Origin of the sequence: Rhodococcus sp. NPDC056506 (genome assembly GCF_042794945.1) — a bacterium.
Lineage (GTDB): Bacteria > Actinomycetota > Actinomycetes > Mycobacteriales > Mycobacteriaceae > Rhodococcus_F.
On sequence record NZ_JBHTSW010000017.1, the window covers coordinates 26,200 to 47,210 of the forward strand.

Sequence of the window (21,011 nt, forward strand, 5' to 3'; positions counted from 1 at the left end):
CCCTGCGACTTTCTCTGAGTTCTCTCCGAAAAAAATTCACTGCACCGTCCAGCCGGTACAGTAGGTCTACGGTAACAGTGAACCGTCCGAGCGGTAAAGTTATTTCCGGGTAGGGTCACATCACATGGCTGCCGACACTCGCGATCGAATTCTCGACGCACTGGAGAAGCTGCTGCTGGTCAGCGGCGTCGCCCAAGTCACGCTCGAAGGCGTTGCCGCCGAAGCCGGGGTTTCCAAGGGCGGCCTTCTCTATCACTTCCCCAGCAAGGAAGCCCTCCTCGCGGCGATGGTCCGCAGACTCGGGGAACGCTCGGATCAGCAACTCGACGACGCCGTAGCCGGCGGTACCACGGTCACCGAGTTCTACCTGCAGATCCCCGATGCGAACGAAAGCGAAGAACTCTCGCTCTTTCGCTCGATCATTGCCGCGCTCCGAACAGTCGACGGACAACACGACGAAATCCAGAAGGCCGTCACCCATGTGATGCGAAGCTGGGACAAGGGCCTTCAGACCGAGATCGCCGACCCGGTGCAGGCCGAGATCATCCGACTCGTCGGTGACGGCCTGTATCTGGCAGCCATGCTCGGACTCCCCCAGCCGGATCCCGAACTGCATCGACAGGTGGTCGAGCGACTGCGGCCCTGACCGAGGGCGGTCCTTACGTCAGATAGCGGTACGCCGGGCTTCCCGGTTCGAGCCTCTCGGACTGCATCGGCGCGTGCTCCATCCGCTCGAGCAACGACGCCAAACCGTCGGCGGAACCGAGTTCGATACCCACCAACGCGGCACCCGTTTCGCGATTGTTTCGCTTGACGTACTCGAAGAGCGCGATGTCGTCGTCCGGCCCCAGCACGTCCGAGAGAAACCGGCGCAACGCTCCCGGTTCCTGCGGAAAGTCGACCAGGAAGTAGTGCTTGAGCCCGAGGTGGACGAGCGAACGCTCGAGGATTTCGCCGTAACGGGAGACGTCGTTGTTGCCACCGGAGATCAGGCACACGACGGTCGAGCCCGGCTCGAACGTCAGATTCTGCAGTGCCGCAACGGAAAGCGCGCCCGCAGGTTCGGCAATGATGCCCTCGCTCTGGTACAGCTCGAGCATCGCCGTGCAGATAGCGCCTTCGTCGATCTGATTGACGACAAACGATCCCGAACCGGACCGCGTCTGAAGTTGACGAGCGACCAGCGGCAACGACGCGTGTGACACGACGGCAGCACCCAGACGTGAGACGACCTCGTAGGGAACGTCACCGATGCGCTTGACGGCGGCACCATCGACGAACGGATCGACGTCGGGAAGGGTCACCGGGCCGCCGGCAACAAGCGCGGCCGTCATGGACGCGGCCCCGGACGGCTCGATCCCGACGATCGACGTCTTCGGCGACCGCTCATGCAGGTAGGTGGCTATGCCCGCGATGCAACCGCCCCCACCGACCGGCACGACAATCGTATCGAGAGGTGCGTCGAGTTGCGTGAGGATCTCGGCTGCGATGGTTCCTTGCCCCGCAGCGGTGCGTACGTCGTCGAACGGAGGAACCATGGTTGCACCGGTTTCGGCTACGTCCTCTGCGGCCGCAGCGGCGGCGGCGTCATAGGTCTCACCGATCATGAACAGTTCGACAAACGCTCCGCCGTGAGCGCGGATGCGATCACGCTTCTGCTTGGGCGTGTTGGCCGGCACATAGATCCGACCCTTGATCTGCATGGTTCGGCACGCGAAGGCAACGCCCTGAGCATGGTTACCGGCACTGGCGGTCACGACGCCTGCCGCGCGCTCGGCCTCGTTGAGCTGCGCGATCAGGTTGTACGCGCCGCGAATCTTGTACGAACGAACGCCTTGGAGGTCCTCACGCTTGAGGTACACGTGTGCGCCGGTCAGCGCCGACAGACGGTCGCTGTACTGCAAGGGTGTCGCCGCAATGACGTGCTGAATTCGCTCGATGGCCGCGTCGATCTCCAGCGCGTCGAGCGCGGGGACGGTGGACTTCGTTACTACGACATCGGGCGAGTTAGACACTCCGCCATTTTCGCACGTCGGGGATCAACCTTCCCACCACCCCGCCCCGCATGGTCTGCGAGGCAGGGCGGGGGTAGGTCAGCCGCGCGGATCCAACTGCGAGGGACGTGGCACGTTCCGCAGATTCGACTTGGCCATCTGTACTGCCTCGCCGACGCCGCCGTTCATCACCATCTTCGACATCGCCAAGGCGAAGCCCTTCATCTGACCGCCGGTGATGGTGGGCGGCAACGACAATGCCAGCGGATCGGTCACCAGATCCACGAGGGCCGGTCCGTCGTGATCGAGCGCCGCGCGCAGACCGGATTCGATGTCGGCAGGATTCTCGATGCGCCGCGAGAAGATTCCGAGCGCAGCGGCGACCGCCGCGTAGTCGACCGCGGGCACGTCGACCCCGAAATCCGGAAGGCCGTCGACCAGCATCTCGAGCTTGACCATTCCGAGCGTCGAGTTGTTGAACACCACGATCTTGACCGGCAACTTGTACATGGCGACGGTGACCAACTCACCGAGCAGCATCGACAATCCACCGTCGCCCGACACCGAGATGACCTGTCGCCCCGGGCTGGACCATGCCGCACCCATCGCATGCGGGAGTGCATTGGACATGGATCCGTGCAGTGCCGACGAGATGAAACGTCTCGATCCGTTCGGATTGAGGTAGCGCGCCGTCCACACATTGCACATGCCGGTGTCGGCAGTGAAGATTGCGTCGTCCGCAGCCAGATCGTCGAGGATCGAGGCCGCATACTCGGGGTGAATCGGCGTACGCTGCTTGACCGGATCCGTGTATGCACCAACCACTTTGGTCATCAAAGTGTTGTGCTTGGCGAGCGTGTCCTCGAGGAATCCGCGGTCGGCCTTTCGATCGAGCTGCGGAATGAGTGCACTCAAAGTACTCGCGACGTCACCGTGTACGGCCAGGTCCAGGCTGGTTCGACGCCCCAACCGCTCCGCCGCGATGTCGATCTGAGCAGTGCGAACGTCGTCGGGCAAGAACTGATCGTAGGGAAAGTCCGTACCGATCAGGAGCAGGAGATCGGCGCCGTGGATACCGTCGTGCGCCGCACCGTAACCCAGTAATCCGGTCATCCCGACGTCGTACGGGTTGTCGTACTGGATCCATTCCTTGCCACGCAGTGAATGCCCGATGGGAGCGCCGACGGTTTCGGCCAGCGCCAATACTTCCGCGCGTGCGTCTCGAACACCGGCGCCGGCGAAGATCGCGACTTTGCGCGAGCCGTTGATCACATCTGCCAACGCCTCCACATCACCGGCATCCGGAACGACTGTCGGCCTTCGCGTTTCGACGAGTGTCGGCGGGGCGCCTTCGGCTGGGCAGTCGGCAATGTCGCCGGGAAGCACGATCACCGAGACGCCGTTTCGAGCGACCGAATGCTGAATGGCGGACTGCACCACGCGGGGTGATTGCACTGGCGTACTGACGAGTTCGGTGTAACTCGAACATTCGATGAAGATCCGCTCGGGATGCGTCTCCTGGAAGTAGCCCATACCGATCTGCGCACTGGGGATGTGTGAGGCGATCGCGAGGACCGGGGCGCCCGAGCGATGAGCGTCGTACAGGCCGTTGATCAGGTGAAGGTTTCCGGGACCGCAGGATCCTGCACACACCGCGAGCTTTCCGGTGATCTGGGCATCTGCTGCGGCGGCAAATGCGGCTGCTTCCTCATGACGGACGTGTATCCAGTCGATTCCGCCCTTTTCGGAACCACCGGTGCGACGAACCGCATCGACGATGGGATTGAGACTGTCTCCGACAATTCCGTAGATCCGACTGACACCCGCGTCAACGAGCTGCTGAACCAATTGATCTGCAACGGTTTTCGGACTCATCAGACCTCCATGACACACTCACGGGCGTCGGGATCGCCGACCCCCGCGAGTGACGATTTACTTGTGGTTTATGCAGTGCTTCTTGTGGACTGCCGTTTCGTGAGGACTGCGTTACTTGGGTTCGAGCACGAACACCGGGATCTCACGATCGGTCTTCGTCTGATAATCGGCATAGTCGGGGTACGCAGCGACAGCGCGCTCCCACCAGACCGCCTTCTCGTCCCCGGTGACTTCACGAGCTACGAGGTCGAAGACCTGCGTCGCGTCACGCAGCGTGACGTGCGGATTCGCTATGACGTTGTAGTACCAGACCGGATTCTTCGGGGCGCCACCAAGCGAAGCCACTACGGCATATGAACCGTCGTGCTCGACGCGCATCAGCGGCGTCTTCCTGACCTTGCCGGACTTTGCCCCGATGGTCGTGAGAACGACGACGGGCATGCCGTTCATGTCGTTTCCCTCGGTGCCGCCGGAGTTCTCGATGCGTGCGACCTGATCGGCGGCCCACGACGCTGGACTGGGTTCGTACTCACCTGTGATTGGCATGTGTACCAGTGAACACCCACTCGACTGCCTTGGCCACCGAACCACGCCGACCAGGTCCGTCGTCGGCGCACTCCCCTGGTTGATCGATTAAGTGAGCTGCCGATCAATAAAGTTCGCTTGCCCGAACTCTCATCTCTGGCTACTCTGAAACCACAGCTTCGAACAGCCGTATCAGCTAGCCGCGCCACTTCGTGAAAAAGACTGCACCGGGAAAGGGACGAGATGACCACCGCAGATATCTCCACTCGCGAATCACGCCCCTCACCCGACCATTGCGTCGATCTGGCCGGTACTCGGTGGCCGCTGTACAAGATCGAAGCTCTCGTAGTCGGTTTCGTGCTGTTCGTCGTCGCAGGTGCCGTCACGCAGTCGATGCAGGTGGCCGTACTGACTGCCGCAACAGCAACGGTGATCACCTGGTGGACGCGACGTGTTCACTACTCACGCACCACCTGATCACCGCACTCCCCGATCTCTGGCGGACCACGAAGGGGCCTTGCTGCATCAGCAGCAAGGCCCCTTCGTTCGATTCAGGTCCGCTCGGTCGGCGGTCAGACCGTCAGACAGCTCGGTCCGAGCAATGCCTTCAGGTCACCCATCAGCGCCGAGGACGGTTCGACCCGAAGGACGTCGTCGACCTTCCACAAGCTGATTTCGGTGCCTCCGATCAGCCGGACATGGACGTCGGACGTTCCCGGATGCCTGGTCAGCACCTGCTTGAGAGCACTGAGCTTGTCCTTGGTGCATTGTCGTAGCGGCAACGAGACCGACAGCGGACGCGCGACCCCGATCGCCGAAATATCAGGCACCGCAAGATCGTTGCCGATCAACGACATCCGATCGTCACGGATCGAGACGCGCGCCTTGACCAACACGATGGCATCCTCGGCGATGTCCATTCCGTACACGGCGTACGCCTGTGGGAAGAACAGCACCTCGATCCCACCCACGAGATCTTCGAGTTGCACGATGCACCAGGTCAGACCGTTCTTGTTGACCCGGCGATCCACCGAGGCGATGATGCCGCCGAGAGTGACCTGGGCGCCGTCCTGAACGCCGCCTTCGAGTATCGCGGCGATGGACGTGTCGGACTGCTGCCGAAGAATGTGCTCGACGCCGTTGAGCGGATGGCCGGAGACGTACAGCCCCAACATCTCTCGTTCGAGTGCCAGGCGATGCTTGGAGTCCCACTCTTCCTCGGGAATCTTGACGTCGAACACCGACGTGATCGACTCGTCGGCCTCAGCCCCGCCGAAGAGGTCGAACTGGCCGATCGCCTCCGCCTTCTTGGTGCTCATCACGGAATCGATGGCGTCGGCATGAACCAACATCAGACCCTTGCGCGGATGACCCAACGAGTCGAAAGCACCGGCCTTGATGAGAGATTCGGTGACCTTCTTGTTACAGGCCATCGCGTCGATCTTGCCGAGGTAGTCGGAGAAATCGGTGAACTTCGACTTCTCGGTACGCGCCTTGATAATCGAGGCCACGACGTTGGCGCCGACGTTGCGCACCGACCCCATACCGAAACGAATGTCGTCGCCGACGGTCGCGAAGTCGACTCGCGATTCGTTGACGTCCGGCGGAAGCACGGTGATGCCCAACTTGCGGCAGTCGGCGAGGTAGATCGCGGACTTGTCCTTGTCGTCGCCGACAGAGGTGAGCAGACCGGCCATGTACTCGGCCGGGTAGTTCGCCTTGAGGTACGCAGTCCAGTACGACACGAGACCGTATCCGGCGGAGTGCGACTTGTTGAACGCGTAGCCGGCGAAGGGAAGGACGGTGTCCCACAGCGCCTTGATGGCGGCTTCGCTGAAGTTGTTGTCCAACATTCCCTGACGGAATCCGGCGTAGGCCTTTTCCAGTTCGGACAGCTTCTTCTTACCCATGGCGCGACGCAGCAAGTCGGCCTGACCCAGGGTGTACCCGGCCACCTTCTGCGCCAGTTGCATGATCTGCTCCTGGTAGATGATCAGGCCGTACGTCTCCGAGAGAATCTCCGCGAGCGGCTCCTCCAACTCGGGGTGAATCGGCTTGACGTCTTCCAGGGCGTTCTTGCGCTTGGCGTACGAGATGTGGGCGTCCACACCCATCGGTCCCGGTCGATACAGCGCCAATGCGGCCACGATGTCGCCGAATCCGGTGGGCTGCATCAGTTTCAGCAACTCGCGCATACCGCCGCCGTCGAGCTGGAACACACCGAGAGTGTCACCGCGGGCGAGCAGTTCGTAGGTTGCCGCATCGTCCATCGGCAACGTGTCGAGGTCGAGGTCGATGCCGCGGTTGGCTTTGATGTTCTCGAGGGTGTCACCGATGACCGTGAGGTTTCGCAGGCCGAGGAAGTCCATCTTGAGCAGACCGATGGCTTCACACGAGGGGTAGTCCCAACCGGTGATGATGGCGCCGTCCTGGGCGCGCTTCCACACCGGGATAGCGTCGGTGAGCGGTTCGGACGACATGATGACCGCGCAGGCGTGCACACCGGCGTTACGGATCAGCCCTTCCAGACCCACCGCTGTCTTGTAGATCTTCGCGACGTCCGGGCTGGAGTCGATGAGCGCCCGAACCTCGACGGCCTCCTTGTACCGCTCGTGCTTCGGATCGGTGATACCGGAAACCGAGATGTCCTTGGCCATGATGGGCGGCGGCAGTGCCTTGGTGATCTGATCGGCGATGGCAAAGCCCGGCTTGCCGAACTGGACGCGAGCCGAGTCCTTGATGGCTGCCTTGGTCTTGATGGTGCCGAAGGTGATGACCTGGGCGACCTTGTCGTTGCCCCACTTGTCCGTCGCGTAGCGAACCATCTCGCCGCGACGGCGATCATCGAAGTCGATATCGATATCGGGCATGGACACGCGCTCGGGATTGAGGAATCGCTCGAACAGCAACCCGTACGGGATGGGGTCGATGTTGGTGATACCCATCGCGTAGGCCACCAACGAACCGGCAGCCGATCCACGACCGGGTCCGACGCGGATCCCGACGTCCTTGGCGTGGTTGATCAGGTCGCCGACCACGAGGAAGTAGGCCGGGAAGCCCATTTCATTGATGACGCCGATCTCGTAGTCGGCGCGGGCGAGGTACTCCTGCGGAGGTCCGCTCGGGAAGCGGCGGTCCAGCCCGCGCATCACCTCGGCGCGCAGGAAGGTCTGCTGCGTGTGGCCCTCCGGGACCGGGAAGATCGGCATGCGGTCGTGGAACGCCCAGACGTCCTCGTACGACTGCACGCGCTCGCCGATGGCAACGGTGTTGTCGCATGCCCCTGGTACTTCGTTGTCCCAGATGGCGCGCATCTCGGCAGCGGACTTGAGGTAGTAGCCGTCGCCGTCGAACTTGAAGCGCGTCGGATCCGAGAGCGTCTTGCCGGTCTGGATGCAGAGCAGCGCCTCGTGGTTCTCGGCGGCGTCCTTGGTGACGTAGTGGCAGTCGTTGGTGGCAAGCGGCGGGATACCGAGTTGCTTGCCGATGTCGAGCAGGCCCTCGCGCACACGGCGCTCGATCGAGAGACCGTGGTCCATCAGTTCGAGGAAGAAGTTGTCCGGTCCCCAGATCTCCTGCCACTTCGCGGCAGCTTCGAGAGCTTCGCGATCGTGACCGAGACGAAGACGCGTCTGGATCTCACCCGACGGGCAACCGGTGGTGGCGATGATGCCCTCGGCGTGCGATGCGATGAGCTCCTCGTCCATGCGGGGCCACTTGCCGAGCTGGCCTTCGATGGACGCGAGCGAGGACAGCTTGAAGAGGTTCCGGAGCCCGGTCGCGTTCTCGGCCACCATCGTCATGTGGGTGTACGCGCCGCTACCGGAGACGTCGTCGGACTTCTGGCTGCGGTCTCCCCACAGAACTCGCTTGGTGTTGAAGCGGGATTCCGGCGCGATGTAGGCCTCGATGCCGATGATCGGCTTGATGCCGGCGCTCTTGGCTTCGTTGTAGAACTGGCTGGCGCCGTACATGTTTCCGTGGTCGGTCATGCCGACAGCGGTCATTTCGAGACGAGCGGCCTCCTCGAACATGGCGCCGACCTTGGCCGCACCGTCGAGCATCGAGTACTCGGTGTGATTGTGAAGATGTACGAACGAGTCAGCCACGTGCGCCTCTCTGAAGGTCTGGGAGCGAGATCGAGTGTATGCCGCGCTGCCGACACGTTCGGCGACCGCCATCGTGGAGTCGCAGCGTGCCGCCTCGGATCACGTGACCGGAACCTCAGGTTCGACGCTCGACCTCATCGAACGCCGAGAACGCCGACTTGCGACGAAGGTGTCTGTCGTGAAGATCACCAGCGCGGCCCAGATCAGAACGAATCCGATCCACCGTGACGCCGGCATGTCCTCGTGCATGACGGCCACGCCCCACGCCATCTGCAGCGCCGGGGTGAGGTACTGCAGCATGCCCATCGTCGCCAACGGAACTCGCTGAGCGGCGACGCCGAAAAGGAGCAGTGGCAGCGCGGTGACCGGGCCGGCCGCGAGCAGCAACAGGCTGTGTCCGGCGCCGCTGCTGATGAAGGCGCCGGCCCCGGTCAGGCCGAGAAACACGAGGTACCCGACCGCGAAGGGTGCGGCTACAACTCCCTCGGCGGTCAAACTGGTTCGAGGATCGAGCGGAACGACCTTCTTGACCAACCCGTAGGTGGCAAACGAACCGGCGAGCACCAATGCGACGATCGGTGGTTTGCCGAAGTCGACCGTGATCACGACTACTGCCGTGGCGGCGAGGACGAGCGCGGCAATCTGAGCGCGGCGCAATCTTTCGCGGAAGATCACGACGCCGAGCAGAACGGTGACCAGCGGGTTGATGAAGTACCCGAGGGCCGCCTCCACGACGCGGCCGGACACCACGGCATAGATGTACGTTCCCCAATTCACCGCGATTGCCGCTGAGGCCGCAGTCACCAGGAGCCAGGTGCGTGCGCTGATTCCGCGAAGTGATCCGAGGCGGCCGGCGCAGGCCAACACGATCAGCATCAGCAGAAGGGTCCACACCACCCGGTGCGCCAGGATCTCGACCGGATCTGCGAAGTCGAGAAGCCCGAAGAAAGCCGGGAACGTTCCCCACAACAGGAAAGCCGCTACTCCGTAGAAGATCCCCGAGGACGAACCGGATCTACCGCGTTTGTCCTCGCTCACGGGACCGGGCCGTCGTCGGGGCCGGGAGCAACGACGTCCACGTACTCCGGCAGCAAGGGGCGAACAGCCGCGAACCACGGCGAGGCGTCGGACGGCAACGCCTCCACTGCACGGACATTCGACTCACGTCCGATCGCTTCGAGTCCTTCGGGAGTAGCTCGCACCAGCACACCCACCGCGCACGCGCATCCGGCGGACAATTGTTTCGCCGACGCGAGCGCCACCTGTTGCTGTCGATCGGTGTCGCCGCCGAGCGCGACCAACCGCGTAGCTGCAACACCGGGCGATCTGCGTACTGCCTCGTCGTTGTCGGGAACGGGTACGGACATGAGCGGCGTCTGGACGCGCTCGATCGGTACTCGAAACATGACCCTCGCCACCCGAACATCGGACACGCGAACACTCGAAACCTGAGAGCTGCTGGTCGTCGTGATGACCTCGTCGACGGTGAGTGCCTTCGTGAACGAGACCAAGGCCCACACCGGCCCGTCGACCGACGCAACAGAATCTCGCGCTCGATCGAGGTAGTCCGGCACAGCTTCCCCACTGTCCGGACCAAGAGTGTCCGTCCTGATCGGCGGGGCCGGCACGGGATTCGCAAACCCCACACCGACCACCGCCGCCACTGCGACGACGGCCAACGCGGGAACAAGCCCGCGCGGTGTCATGAGGACCGGAGAACTTCGAGTGCGTGTTCGAGATCCTTCGGGTACTTGCTCTTGATCTCGACCCAGCGACCGTCCGCCGGATGTGCGAACCCTAGAGACACGGCGTGCAGCCACTGGCGCTCGAGGCCGAGCCTTTCGGCAAGTCGAGGGTCCGCGCCGTACGTCAGGTCGCCGCAGCACGGATGGCGCAATGCCGAGAAGTGCACGCGAATCTGGTGTGTACGACCGGTCTCGAGGTGCACGTCCAGCAGACTCGCGGCCTGGAACGCCTCGATGGTGTCGTAGTGCGTGACGCTGGGCTTGCCGTCGGCCGTGACCGTGAACCGCCAGTCGTTACCGTGGTGGCGTCCGATCGGGGCGTCGATGGTTCCGCTGCTCGGGTCGGGGTGTCCCTGCACGAGAGCGTGGTAGCGCTTGTCGATTGTCCGCTGCTTGAATGCCCGCTTGAGCAGCGTGTACGCGCGCTCGGACGTGGCAACCACCATGACGCCCGACGTACCGACGTCCAGACGGTGGACGATTCCCTGGCGCTCGTGGGCACCGGACGTCGAGATGCGGAAACCGGCCGCGGCAAGTCCACCGATGACGGTCGGTCCTGTCCAACCGACGCTGGCGTGCGCAGCAACTCCGACAGGCTTGTCGACTGCCACGACGTCGTCGTCGGCATAGAGGATCTCCATCCCCTCGACCGGCGTCGCCTCGATGGTCAACGGCCGCGGTGGTTCGGGCAAGACGACCTCGAGCCATGACCCAGCGGTCAGACGATCGGACTTGCCGACAGCCACACCGTCGACGAGTACCGAGCCTTCCTCCGCGAGTGTCGCGACCACGGTGCGCGAGAGTCCGAGGAGGCGCGCCAAGCCCGCGTCGACGCGCATGGCGTCGAGGCCGTCGGGCACTGGCATCGAACGGGATTCCCTCACTTGGTTTCTCCCTCGGCTGCTGCCTTCGAATCGGTGAGCTTCTTGTCGTCCGTCTTGTGATCACGCAGACGTTCACCGTTGGGTTCGAAGCCGAACAGTGTCAGGACGACGAGCAGGATCGCGCCACAGACGATCGCGGAATCCGCGATGTTGAACACCGGCCACCAGCCGACGGAGACGAAGTCCACCACATGTCCGCGCATGATTCCGGGAGAGCGGAAGAATCGGTCGACGAGGTTACCCAGCGCGCCGCCGAGAACCAGCCCGAGACCGAGCGCCCACCACGGTGACCGGAGCGTGCGACCGATCTTGATCACACCGATGACCACACCGATTGCGACGAGGGTGAGGATCCACGTCATCGACGTCGCCATCGAGAACGCTGCCCCCGGATTGCGCACCATCGTGAATGTGACCACGTCACCGATGATTTCGATCGGCTGCCCCGGCTTGACCGCGGCGACAGCCCACACCTTCGTGAGAATGTCCGAGAGCAGAATGACAGCGGCGATGGCAATGAGCGTAGTCAGCCGGCGGGGCTTTGCGACCGGCGCAACCGCCAGGTCACCGTCTTCCGATTTCGCGGCTTCCGGTTTCACGGTTTCGGGCTCGTCGGCCTTCGAGATTTCGGTAATCGGCTGATCCTCCGCGTTGACATCTCGGTCTGGGTGGTCTGTACTCACGCAACCATCATCCCTCATGTTCACCGCACCGGGTCACGCACTCTGCAACTGCGGCTAGCCTGGAGCGCGTGCCACTGCTGTCCACGACCGGCCGACGCGTTCCGTTCGCCCTCGCTGCCCTCGCTCTCACCACCGTTCTCACCGCTTGCGGCGACTCGGATCAACCCCCGAACACTCCGACCTCCTCGCCGAGTGAAGTCACTGTTCCGGTGACCGCCGCGACGGTCGAAGTACTCGATGCGGGAAGCGAGCCGCGCGAGGTATTGCGTACGAACTTGCCTGTCGGCACCACGCAGACGGCGACGCTCGTCACCCAGGCCGTCGTGAGTCAACAGATCGATCAACAGCCGGCGCAGGATTTCTCTTCGCCGGAGATCACGATTCCGCTCTCGGCAAACGTGACAGCCGACGATCCCACGGCGGTCGTAGACCTGACGCTGTCGTCGATGACCTCGCCGGATGCAACATTGCAGGCAGCACTGAGCGGAGCGGACGGATCTGCGGCCGGGTTGTCCGTCACGGATTCGGGCGCCATCACCGCCCTACGGCTGAAGCCGTCCGCAAACTCGGCCAATGCCGCCCGCGCCGCGATCGAGCAGGCGCTCGGCCAAGCGGTGTACCGGACCGTTGCACTTCCCGACGCTCCCGTCGGTGTCGGCGCGCGTTGGGTGGTTCGCCAGCAAGTCAGCAGCGAAATCCTGCTCGACCAGACAACCACCGTCACGCTCACCGCACGCGAGGGCAATCGGCTCTCGCTCGCCGTGGACGTATCGCAGACCCCGCAGAGCCCGGTCTGGAACCTGGCCGGTGACGCCGGAACGCTGAACATCGATCAGTACGTCATGGCCGGCGCCGGAAACCTCACCGTCGACCTCTCACTCCCCTTGCCGATCGACGGACAGATGACCGTCGGCGGAGACCAGGCATACGGCGATCCGGACAGTTCCTCGGTGATCCGGCAGACCATCTCGAACAGCATTCGGTGGGAATCGTGAACAGTCGATCGCTTCTCTCACTGGGCCTGACGGCGACGGCGGCACTGTTCGTCGTGACCGGCTGCAGCTCGGACGAATCCCCGAGCAGCGATACGACTACGCAGGTTTCCGCACCCCAGGTCGGCTTGGCGCCGTTCACGGTTGCTCCGGCCGCACCAGTGAGCGGGGCACCCCTCGACCGTGACGGCCTGCAACGCGCAGCGCTCACCCTCTCCGAACTACCCGCGGACTTCGACATAGTTCCCGATCCGGTCGACGACCTCGGCCTCGCACCGGCGTCGGAGAGTTCGGAGGCGGACAAGTCGAGCACCGATCCGGCGGTGTGCGCTCAGGTTCTGGCGCCGATAGCCACCCAGGCCACCGGATCCGTCGCCGACCTCTCCGACATGTTCACCGGCCCCGATTTCACGAGCATCGATCAGGACTCGGCCTCGTACGCCGACGGCACTGCGGCAGCAGCAGCTTTCGAGAAATTGCAGACGACTCTGGCCGGGTGCACAGAGTATTCAGGAACAGATGCCGACGGAACGAAAATCACCTATCGCGCCGGTGGATCGTCGGCGCCGAATGTCGGTGACGCATCTTTCGCCTACCGAATCATCACGGAGAGTGGCGGATTCACCTTGGTGGCCGATGCGATAGTCGCAGCCGTGGGGACGACGTTGACACAGGTGTCCGCGACGGCGCCGAGTCCGATCCCACCCGACGTTCTGCAGTCGATGGCCTCGGCTGCTGTGGATCGACTGCGCGCGCAAACGCCGTAGCAGCGAGCGGCCCCTGCCCGGTCCGGGCGACTCGCGAATGATTCGGGACCACAGACCCTTTGACAACTGCCCGTCCACACTGAACGGTGAGAGTAGGTACGAAACAGACCAACGCGACACACTGATGTGAGGAGCCAGAGTTCATGCCGGAACCCAGAAGGTCAGATCACACCGATTACGTAGCCGTCAATCCGATCTTCTCGAGGCCAGGCGAGGATTCGGTTGCGTCGAAATACACACTCGAACCCGACGGCATGCTTCCCGAGACCGCCTATCAGATCGTCCACGACGAAACGATGCTCGACGGCAACGCGCGACTCAATCTCGCGACGTTTGTCAGCACGTGGATGGACGACCACGCAACCAAGCTGTATACCGAGTCGTTCGACAAGAACATGATCGACAAGGACGAGTATCCGCAAACCGCCGCGATCGAAACCTATTGCTGGCGCATCCTTGCCGATCTCTGGCACTCACCCTCTCCCAAGGACGCAATCGGCACTTCGACGATCGGTTCGTCCGAAGCCTGCATGCTGGGTGGCCTCGCGATGAAACGACGCTGGCAGCACGCGCGAAAGGCCGCGGGTAAGTCCACGGAGAAACCCAATCTGATCATGAGTTCCGCCGTACAGGTGTGTTGGGAGAAGTTCTGCAACTACTGGGACGTCGAAGCGCGCTACGTACCCATCAGCGAAGAACATCGGACCCTCGACGGTCATGATCTGGACAAGTACGTCGACGAGAACACCATCGGTGTCGTCGCGATCATGGGTGTCACCTACACCGGTATGTACGAGCCTGTCCTGGAAATCTCGAAGGCGCTCGACGCCATCCAGGAGAAAACCGGCCTCGACGTCCCCATCCACGTCGACGGCGCTTCCGGTGCGATGATCGCACCGTTCCTGCAGCCCGAACTCGAATGGGATTTCCGACTACCGCGCGTGCATTCCATCAACACCTCGGCGCACAAGTACGGACTCGTCTACCCAGGCCTCGGATGGGTGGTCTGGCGATCACAGGATCTACTTCCCGACGACCTCGTCTTCAAAGTGAGCTACCTCGGCGGCAGCATGCCGACCTTCGCACTGAACTTCTCGCGCCCCGGCGCTCAGGTGATCCTGCAGTTCTACTTGTTCCTGCGTCTCGGTCACGACGGCTATCGCGCGATCCAGCAGTCCTCGCAAGACGTGGCGAAGTTCCTCGCCGAAGGGATCGGGAAACTCGACGCCTTCGAGCTGTGGAACGACGGGTCCGACATCCCGGTCTTCGCGTGGCGCCTCGCCGAGGGGCACACGTCCAACTGGACGCTGTACGACCTGTCGGACCGACTCCGCGGCAAGGGCTGGTTGGTGCCGGCCTATCCCATGCCCGATGATCTCGCGGATCTGACAGTGCAGCGCATCGTGGTTCGTAACGGGCTGAGCATGGACCTGGCGGCCAATCTGCTGCGCATCATCGAGGAGGAAACCGCGTTCCTCGACGAGTTGGACAGCCCGATGCCGCGGCCGCGCGTCACCGAGGGATTCCATCACTGACGTCGCTCATCGCACAAACGAGCGGCCGTCGACTCCCTTTCGGAAGTCGACGGCCGCTCTGGTGTTTCAGGTGCTACCGAGAGATCAAGCAGCGCAAGCCGGCGAGGTCAGACCTGCAACGCCGACGATCTGGCAAGCGGTGGTCTTCGAGAGCTTCCAGACGCCGTCCTCGTAGACGAACGAGGCCTGCAGGCCCTGCTGCAGCGGCTGGCCGTTGACAACGATGTTCAGCGAAGCGGCTGCCGTCTCGCTGCCTGTGTCGGTGACCGGGTCGAGGATCTCGACCTGTGCGCCGGCAGCCTTGGCGGCAGCGGCGACCTGGTTGATCAGCTCGGGATCCTGCTCGGCGCCCTGGACGAGGTTGACCTTGTCTGCGGCCGGAACGCTCTCGTCGAGTGCCTGAGCGACCTTGCCGTTGAGCTCAGCAGATGTCGGAAGGACAACTTCAGACGGAGCTGCCGCAGAGGTGGTGGTCGTGGGCTTCGCCGAAGTGGTCTTGTCGGAATCTCCTCCGTCCGAGCCACAAGCGGTCATCGTCAGGGCTGCTGCGATCGCCACGGCTGCAACGGTCATCTTCTGAAGCTTCAACTTCTCAGTCCTATCCATTCGGGTGTTCACATTCGAGCGTCAGTCGAACAACGTGCTTGCTCGAGGATCGTCGACAACATTACCCAACGGTAAGCGGAAAAAGTCTAAGGACATCCTCAGAGAAGGCTGTCGACCGCATCTGCCACCTCGAGCACCTCATCGGATTCGGCGAAGGTCTTGGCGATTCCCGTTCCGCTGGAACGGGTTTCGAAGCGAACCGTCACCACACCGTGCCCCGCGCCTTGCACCCAACCGTGTCCGTATTCTGGATGCTTGACGTCCAAACCGGGGTGCCAGTAGCGCTGAGGGACACGTGCGGCCACCGGAGCGTCGAGTTCGGCCTCATCGAGAGCGCCGGTGAGAGTCTCGACCGGATAGCCGGGAACGTCCTGATCCAACTCGGGAAAAAGTGATCCTTGGCGAACCGTGGACAAACCGGCGAATCCCACACCGACCAAGCGAATCGGCCCCAACTCCTGCGGGTCGATGACCTGTTTCTGCGCGGTGGCGACAAGGATTTGGCGATCGATGGTGGCAAACGGCAACGTCACGGATCGAGTCAGGATGCTCATGTCGGACTTCTTGAGCTTCAGTACGACGGTACGGGCGGCTCTTCCGTCCTTCTCCAACCTGGAAAATGCTGCACGACCACTACTTTCGACGGCCGCGCGCAGTTGCGCCATCGTGACGATGTCGGCGGCGAACGTGGATTCCGCGCTGATCTGCTTGGATTCGGCACGCTCGGCGACCGGCCGGTCGTCGATCCCCTGCGCAAGCCGATGCAACCCCGGACCGACAGTGGTTCCGAGTATCGACGCCACCTCCGCTATGGGTGTGCGGGCAAACCCACCGATGGTTTCGATGCCGAGACGCTTGAGTTTTTCCTCGGCGACGGGACCGATCCCCCACAGCTTTCGCACCGGAAGCGGATCGAGCAACTCGTGCTGCATCCCGGGAGGAATCACTGCGACGCCGTCGGGTTTTGCCAGTCCCGACGCAATCTTGGCCACCTGCTTGCCTGCGCCGGCGCCGATCGAGGCGACCAACCCGGTCTCGGCTTTGATCAACTCCCGCAAATCCTCGCAAAACGCGCGGACCTCGTCAGCTCCGACACCGGCCAACTCCACCGGTTCCCCGAAAGCCTCGTCCACCGACAACTGCTCGAGGATCGGCATTCGAAGGCGCAACGCGTCGAACGTGCGTTTGCTCAGAACCGAATACAGGGACATCCGTGGCGGCAATACCACCGCTCCGCCGCCGACCATGCGGCGCGCTTGGTGCATCGGCATTGCCGATCGCGCACCGAAAACTCTCGCTTCGTAACTTGCCCCAGCCACCACCCCGCGCCCGCCCAAGCCGCCGACCAGCACCGGGCGACCTCGCAGCGTGGGACGGGTCAACTGCTCGGCGGAGGCGAAAAACGCGTCCATGTCGAGATGCAGCACCCACCTGCGACTTCGTGTGGGGTCATCTTGATTCATCGGGAGTTACGGTTCTCTCAGAAGTGGGCGCCGAATTTAAGTCCGTGCCTTTTTCTTGGGCGTCTTCTTCTTCGGCAGGGGTAATACGTCGGCTGTCCGTTGGATGAAGGCGTGCAGATGATCGATGTCCTGCAGCTTTTCCTCCGGGACCCGGTAGTAATCCTTCGCCCCCGGATACGGCGGAGCCAGATCGCTCTCTGATCCGAACTCAGCGCTGACCTCGGTGGGTTTGACGAACAGTACGTCTGCGCAGATCAAGCCCACGATCTTGTCGTCGCAATACAATCCGTACTCGCCGAACATCGCCCTTGCCCGCACGTCGAGCGGTTCCAACTGCTCGAGAATGCGCGCCACGGTTTCCTTGCTCGTACCCATGAGAGCAAACTACTCCGGCACCCCGACATGTAGATATTCATCGGGGAGCCGGAGTAGTTGCGTCGGTACTAGACCTTCGTGATCGCAGCGCGGATACCGTCGCCGAGATCGACGGCGTCATCTCCCGCTTCGCCCACCGAGAACGAGGTGGCCAGAACCTCACCGGCGATCAATTCCCGATGACGCTCGGCCCACTCCTTGCAGTCCTGCGGAACCTCGAGCACCACGCTGATCCGGTCCGAGACATCCAAACCGGCGGCGCGGCGTGCGTCCTGCAGTTGACGGATACGGTCCTTCGCCCAACCCTCGGCTTCGAGTTCCTCCGTCACGACGGAATCGAGTACGACGAGTCCCGCACCGTCCGGCAGTGCAGCTGTCGAATCCGGCTCGGCCGCAACCAGTTTCTGCGTGTACTCCTCTGGCAGCAGTTCGATGCCGGCCGCAACCACGACGCCGTCCGCGTTCTCGGTCCAGTCGCCCGCCTTGACCGCCTTGATGACGGTCTGAACGGACTTGCCCAGACGCGGGCCGGCAGCACGCGCATTCACCGCGATTTCGAAGCGCCCGTGCACGTCGACGTCATCGGTCAGATCGACCTTCTTGACGTTGACCTCGTCGGCGATCAGTCCGAGGAACGGACGCAGACGCTCGGCGTCGGGCGCCGCAACCGTGACCTCGGGCAACGGAAGACGAACACGCAGATTCTGCGCCTTGCGCAGGCTCAGCACCGTCGAGCACACGGTCCGTACGTCGTCCATCGCCGCTACCAACTCGGGGTTCGCGGGTAGCTCCGACTCCTCCGGCCAATCAGCCAGGTGAACCGAGCGTTCCCCGGTCAGTCCGCGCCAGATCACCTCGGACACCAGCGGCAACAGCGGCGCAGCGAGTCGCGTCACGACTTCGAGCACGGTGTGCAGGGTGTCGATCGCGTCGCGATCCTCGTCCCAGAACCGCGAACGAGACCGTCGCACATACCAGTTGGTGAGCGCGTCACAGAACAACCGAAGCTCGTCGCACGCGCCGGCGATGTCGTTGACCTCGAGTGCCTCGGTGATCACGTCGCGGGTGGTGGCGAGCTTCGCGAGGATGTACTGATCGAGGATGTTCTCCGAATCGGTACGCCACACACCGGATTCCGGCGCGTACAGCTGCAGGAAGCTCCAGGCGTTCCACAGCGGGAGCAAAGCCTGACGTACGCCTTCACGGATGCCCTGCTCGGTCACGATGAGGTTTCCACCGCGCAGGATCGGCGAGGACATCAGGAACCATCGCATCGCATCGCTGCCGTCGCGGTTGAACACCTCCTTCACGTCCGGGTAGTTGCCCTTGGACTTGCTCATCTTCAGTCCGTCGTCACCGAGCACGATTCCGTGTGCGGCAACGGTTTTGAACGCCGGACGATCGAAGAGTGCGGTGGCCAGTACGTGCAGCGTGTAGAACCAGCCGCGAGTCTGCCCGTTGTACTCGACGATGAAATCGCCCGGGAAATGACCCTCGAACCATTCACGGTTCTCGAATGGGTAGTGCACCTGCGCATACGGCATCGAACCGGATTCGAACCAGCAGTCGAGCACCTCGGGAACGCGGCGCATCATCGACTTCCCGGTCGGGTCGTCCGGGTTCGGGCGGACCAGATCGTCGATCATCGGGCGATGCAGATCGGTCGGACGCACACCGAAGTCTGCCTCCAACTGGTCGAGCGAGCCGTACACGTCCGTGCGCGGGTACTGCGGATCGTCCGACACCCACACCGGGATCGGGCTGCCCCAGTATCGGTTTCGGCTGATGTTCCAGTCGCGTGCACCTTCGAGCCACTTGCCGAACTGGCCGTCACGGATGTGCTCGGGCACCCACGTGATGTCCTTGTTCAGCTCGACCATGCGATCGCGGAACTTGGTGACCGCGACGAACCACGAAGGAACCGCCATGTAGATGAGCGGCTGCCCACTGCGCCAACTGTGCGGGTAGGAGTGCTCGATCGTCTCGTGTCGCAGCAGCTTTCCGGCAGCCTTGAGATCCTTGATGATGACCGGGTTGGCGTCGAACACCATCAGGCCCTCGTACGGCGGAACCATCGAGGTGAACTTTCCACCCGGATCGAGTGGCTGCACGACCTCGATACCGTTGGCTGTGGCCACGTCCATATCCTCTTCACCGAAAGCCGGTGCGAGGTGGACGATTCCGGTTCCGGAGTCGGTTGTCACGTAGTCGGCCGAGAGCACGACGTGCGCGTTCGGGTGTCCGAGGAAGAAGTCGAACGGCGGCGTGTAGGACAGGCCGACCAGCTCGGCGCCCTTGTGGCGGGAAACGACCTCGGGGTCCTCCCCCAGCTCGCGTGCGTAATGACCCAACCGCGCTTCTGCGAGTACGTACCGCTTTCCGTCCTCGCCGAGCACCTGGACGTAGTCGACCTCGGGGTGCACCGCAGTGGCCAAGTTGGACGGCAGCGTCCACGGGGTCGTGGTCCAGATGATCGCGTTTGCGCCGTCGAGTGGTGAACCCGGAGCGACCAGCGGCATGTCGACCGTGACGGCGGGATCCTGACGCATCTTGTACGCGTCGTCGAGGCGAGTCTCCTGGTTGGACAGCGGAGTCTGCTCATACCAGCTGTAGGGCAGCACGCGGAAGCCCTGATAGATCAGGCCCTTGTCGTGCAGCTCCTTGAAGGCCCACATGACGGACTCCATGAAGTCGACGTCGAGGGTCTTGTAGTCGTTGTCGAAGTCGACCCAACGTGCCTGGCGGGTGACGTAGTCGCGCCACTCGTCGGTGTACTTGAGCACCGAGGCCTTGCAGTACTCGTTGAACTTGGCCAGACCCATGACTTCGATCTCGGCTTTGTCCTTGATTCCGAGCTGCTTCTCCGCTTCGAGTTCTGCGGGAAGGCCGTGGCAATCCCAGCCGAAGCGTCGTTCGACCTTGCGTCCACGCATGGTCTGGAAGCGCGGCACCAGATCCTTGACGTACCCCGTCAGCAGGTGGCCGTAATGCGGCAAACCGTTGGCGAATGGCGGTCCGTCGTAGAAAACGAACTCTTCGCTACCATCCCGATTGGAGACCGATGCCCGGAAGGTGTCGTCGTCGTCCCACTGTTTCAGGACCTTCTGTTCCAGATCGGGGAACTTGACTCCGGTGTCGGCGGGGACACCGTAGTCGACTTTGGGATACCCGTTACTCGCCATGGCGATCTCCTCGTGCCAGTCGGACTCGGCACGGGGACGACGTGGCGCTTGTGCGCCGACACCGCGGTACCACCCCGTTTGCACCCCGCAGATCCGCGCTTGGATCTCGAGGTGCCACTCGATCGAGCTGTGACGGGCTCACCCGTTCGGTTCTACTGGGTTCTCGGCACGCGTGAAAGCGTAGAGAACCGTTCTTCCGAAAGCTCCCCGGTGATTGCCGGATCAAAGCCAGGTATTCGTGATCGACAGTCTAATACTTGCCCTGGGACGTGTCGG

The 21,011-nt window shown here is 62.9% G+C and carries 17 protein-coding genes; 5 read left to right on the forward strand and 12 right to left on the reverse strand.

Annotated elements, in window-relative coordinates; translation table 11 throughout:
- The first annotated feature begins 124 nt into the window (after nt 1–124).
- Nucleotides 125–646, forward strand: coding sequence for a TetR/AcrR family transcriptional regulator (locus ACFQ6H_RS15740; protein ID WP_003941685.1), 522 nt, complete (start codon nt 125–127; stop codon nt 644–646).
- Nucleotides 647–659: 13 nt separating this feature from the next.
- Here the strand turns inward: ACFQ6H_RS15740 and ilvA are convergent, their stop codons facing one another.
- From ilvA to ACFQ6H_RS15755, 3 genes are all read right to left on the reverse strand, one after another.
- Nucleotides 660–2,015, reverse strand: coding sequence for a threonine ammonia-lyase IlvA (gene ilvA, locus ACFQ6H_RS15745; protein WP_378647124.1), 1,356 nt, complete (start codon nt 2,013–2,015; stop codon nt 660–662).
- 78 nt (nt 2,016–2,093) lie between these two features.
- A complete protein-coding gene (locus ACFQ6H_RS15750; RefSeq protein ID WP_378647125.1) occupies nt 2,094–3,869 on the reverse strand; it encodes a pyruvate dehydrogenase in 1,776 nt (591 codons plus the stop codon).
- Between the two features lie 111 nt (nt 3,870–3,980).
- On the reverse strand, nt 3,981–4,415 hold the full coding sequence (locus ACFQ6H_RS15755) for a nitroreductase family deazaflavin-dependent oxidoreductase (protein WP_378636908.1): 435 nt from the start codon (nt 4,413–4,415) through the stop codon (nt 3,981–3,983).
- A 222-nt stretch (nt 4,416–4,637) separates the two neighbouring features.
- On the opposite strand from ACFQ6H_RS15755, the gene ACFQ6H_RS15760 reads away from it, so the two are divergent.
- A complete protein-coding gene (locus tag ACFQ6H_RS15760) occupies nt 4,638–4,871 on the forward strand; it encodes a hypothetical protein (protein WP_378449652.1) in 234 nt (77 codons plus the stop codon).
- Between the two features lie 95 nt (nt 4,872–4,966).
- Here the strand turns inward: ACFQ6H_RS15760 and dnaE are convergent, their stop codons facing one another.
- From dnaE to lspA, 5 genes are all read right to left on the reverse strand, one after another.
- A complete protein-coding gene (gene dnaE / locus ACFQ6H_RS15765) occupies nt 4,967–8,503 on the reverse strand; it encodes a DNA polymerase III subunit alpha (protein WP_378449653.1) in 3,537 nt (1,178 codons plus the stop codon).
- A gap of 99 nt (nt 8,504–8,602) precedes the next feature.
- On the reverse strand, nt 8,603–9,541 hold the full coding sequence (rarD, locus tag ACFQ6H_RS15770) for an EamA family transporter RarD (RefSeq protein WP_378538802.1): 939 nt from the start codon (nt 9,539–9,541) through the stop codon (nt 8,603–8,605).
- On the reverse strand, nt 9,538–10,209 hold the full coding sequence (locus ACFQ6H_RS15775; protein WP_378647127.1) for a hypothetical protein: 672 nt from the start codon (nt 10,207–10,209) through the stop codon (nt 9,538–9,540). The genes rarD and ACFQ6H_RS15775 overlap by 4 nt, the downstream gene beginning before the upstream one ends.
- Nucleotides 10,206–11,132 (reverse strand): RluA family pseudouridine synthase, encoded by a 927-nt coding sequence (locus ACFQ6H_RS15780; protein WP_007733161.1) that lies wholly within the window; start codon nt 11,130–11,132, stop codon nt 10,206–10,208. The genes ACFQ6H_RS15775 and ACFQ6H_RS15780 overlap by 4 nt, the downstream gene beginning before the upstream one ends.
- Entirely contained in the window at nt 11,129–11,731 is a 603-nt protein-coding gene (gene lspA, locus ACFQ6H_RS15785; protein ID WP_378647185.1) for a signal peptidase II, read from the reverse strand. The genes ACFQ6H_RS15780 and lspA overlap by 4 nt, the downstream gene beginning before the upstream one ends.
- Nucleotides 11,732–11,883: 152 nt before the next feature.
- On the opposite strand from lspA, the gene ACFQ6H_RS15790 reads away from it, so the two are divergent.
- The 3 genes from ACFQ6H_RS15790 to ACFQ6H_RS15800 all read left to right on the forward strand — a co-directional run bounded on the left by ACFQ6H_RS15790 (nt 11,884) and on the right by ACFQ6H_RS15800 (nt 15,109).
- Complete coding sequence (locus ACFQ6H_RS15790; protein WP_378647129.1) at nt 11,884–12,810, forward strand: hypothetical protein; 927 nt, start codon at nt 11,884–11,886, stop codon at nt 12,808–12,810.
- The gene (locus ACFQ6H_RS15795) at nt 12,807–13,574 is read left to right on the forward strand and encodes a sensor domain-containing protein (protein WP_378647131.1); all 768 of its coding nucleotides are present in this window, start codon (nt 12,807–12,809) and stop codon (nt 13,572–13,574) included. The genes ACFQ6H_RS15790 and ACFQ6H_RS15795 overlap by 4 nt, the downstream gene beginning before the upstream one ends.
- Nucleotides 13,575–13,717: 143 nt before the next feature.
- Nucleotides 13,718–15,109, forward strand: coding sequence for a glutamate decarboxylase (locus ACFQ6H_RS15800; protein ID WP_378547163.1), 1,392 nt, complete (start codon nt 13,718–13,720; stop codon nt 15,107–15,109).
- Nucleotides 15,110–15,193: 84 nt separating this feature from the next.
- On the opposite strand, the gene ACFQ6H_RS15805 is transcribed toward ACFQ6H_RS15800, so the two are convergent.
- The 4 genes from ACFQ6H_RS15805 to ileS form a co-directional block, all read right to left on the reverse strand.
- Complete coding sequence (locus tag ACFQ6H_RS15805; RefSeq protein ID WP_007733181.1) at nt 15,194–15,682, reverse strand: hypothetical protein; 489 nt, start codon at nt 15,680–15,682, stop codon at nt 15,194–15,196.
- Nucleotides 15,683–15,813: 131 nt separating this feature from the next.
- Nucleotides 15,814–17,178 carry a DNA polymerase IV gene (locus ACFQ6H_RS15810; RefSeq protein ID WP_378538808.1) on the reverse strand — a complete coding sequence of 455 codons (1,365 nt, stop codon included), beginning with the start codon at nt 17,176–17,178 and terminating at the stop codon, nt 15,814–15,816.
- A gap of 36 nt (nt 17,179–17,214) precedes the next feature.
- On the reverse strand, nt 17,215–17,553 hold the full coding sequence (locus tag ACFQ6H_RS15815) for a TfoX/Sxy family protein (protein ID WP_378647133.1): 339 nt from the start codon (nt 17,551–17,553) through the stop codon (nt 17,215–17,217).
- 68 nt (nt 17,554–17,621) lie between these two features.
- Complete coding sequence (gene ileS / locus ACFQ6H_RS15820) at nt 17,622–20,735, reverse strand: isoleucine--tRNA ligase (RefSeq protein ID WP_378647135.1); 3,114 nt, start codon at nt 20,733–20,735, stop codon at nt 17,622–17,624.
- Nucleotides 20,736–21,011: the final 276 nt, after the last annotated feature.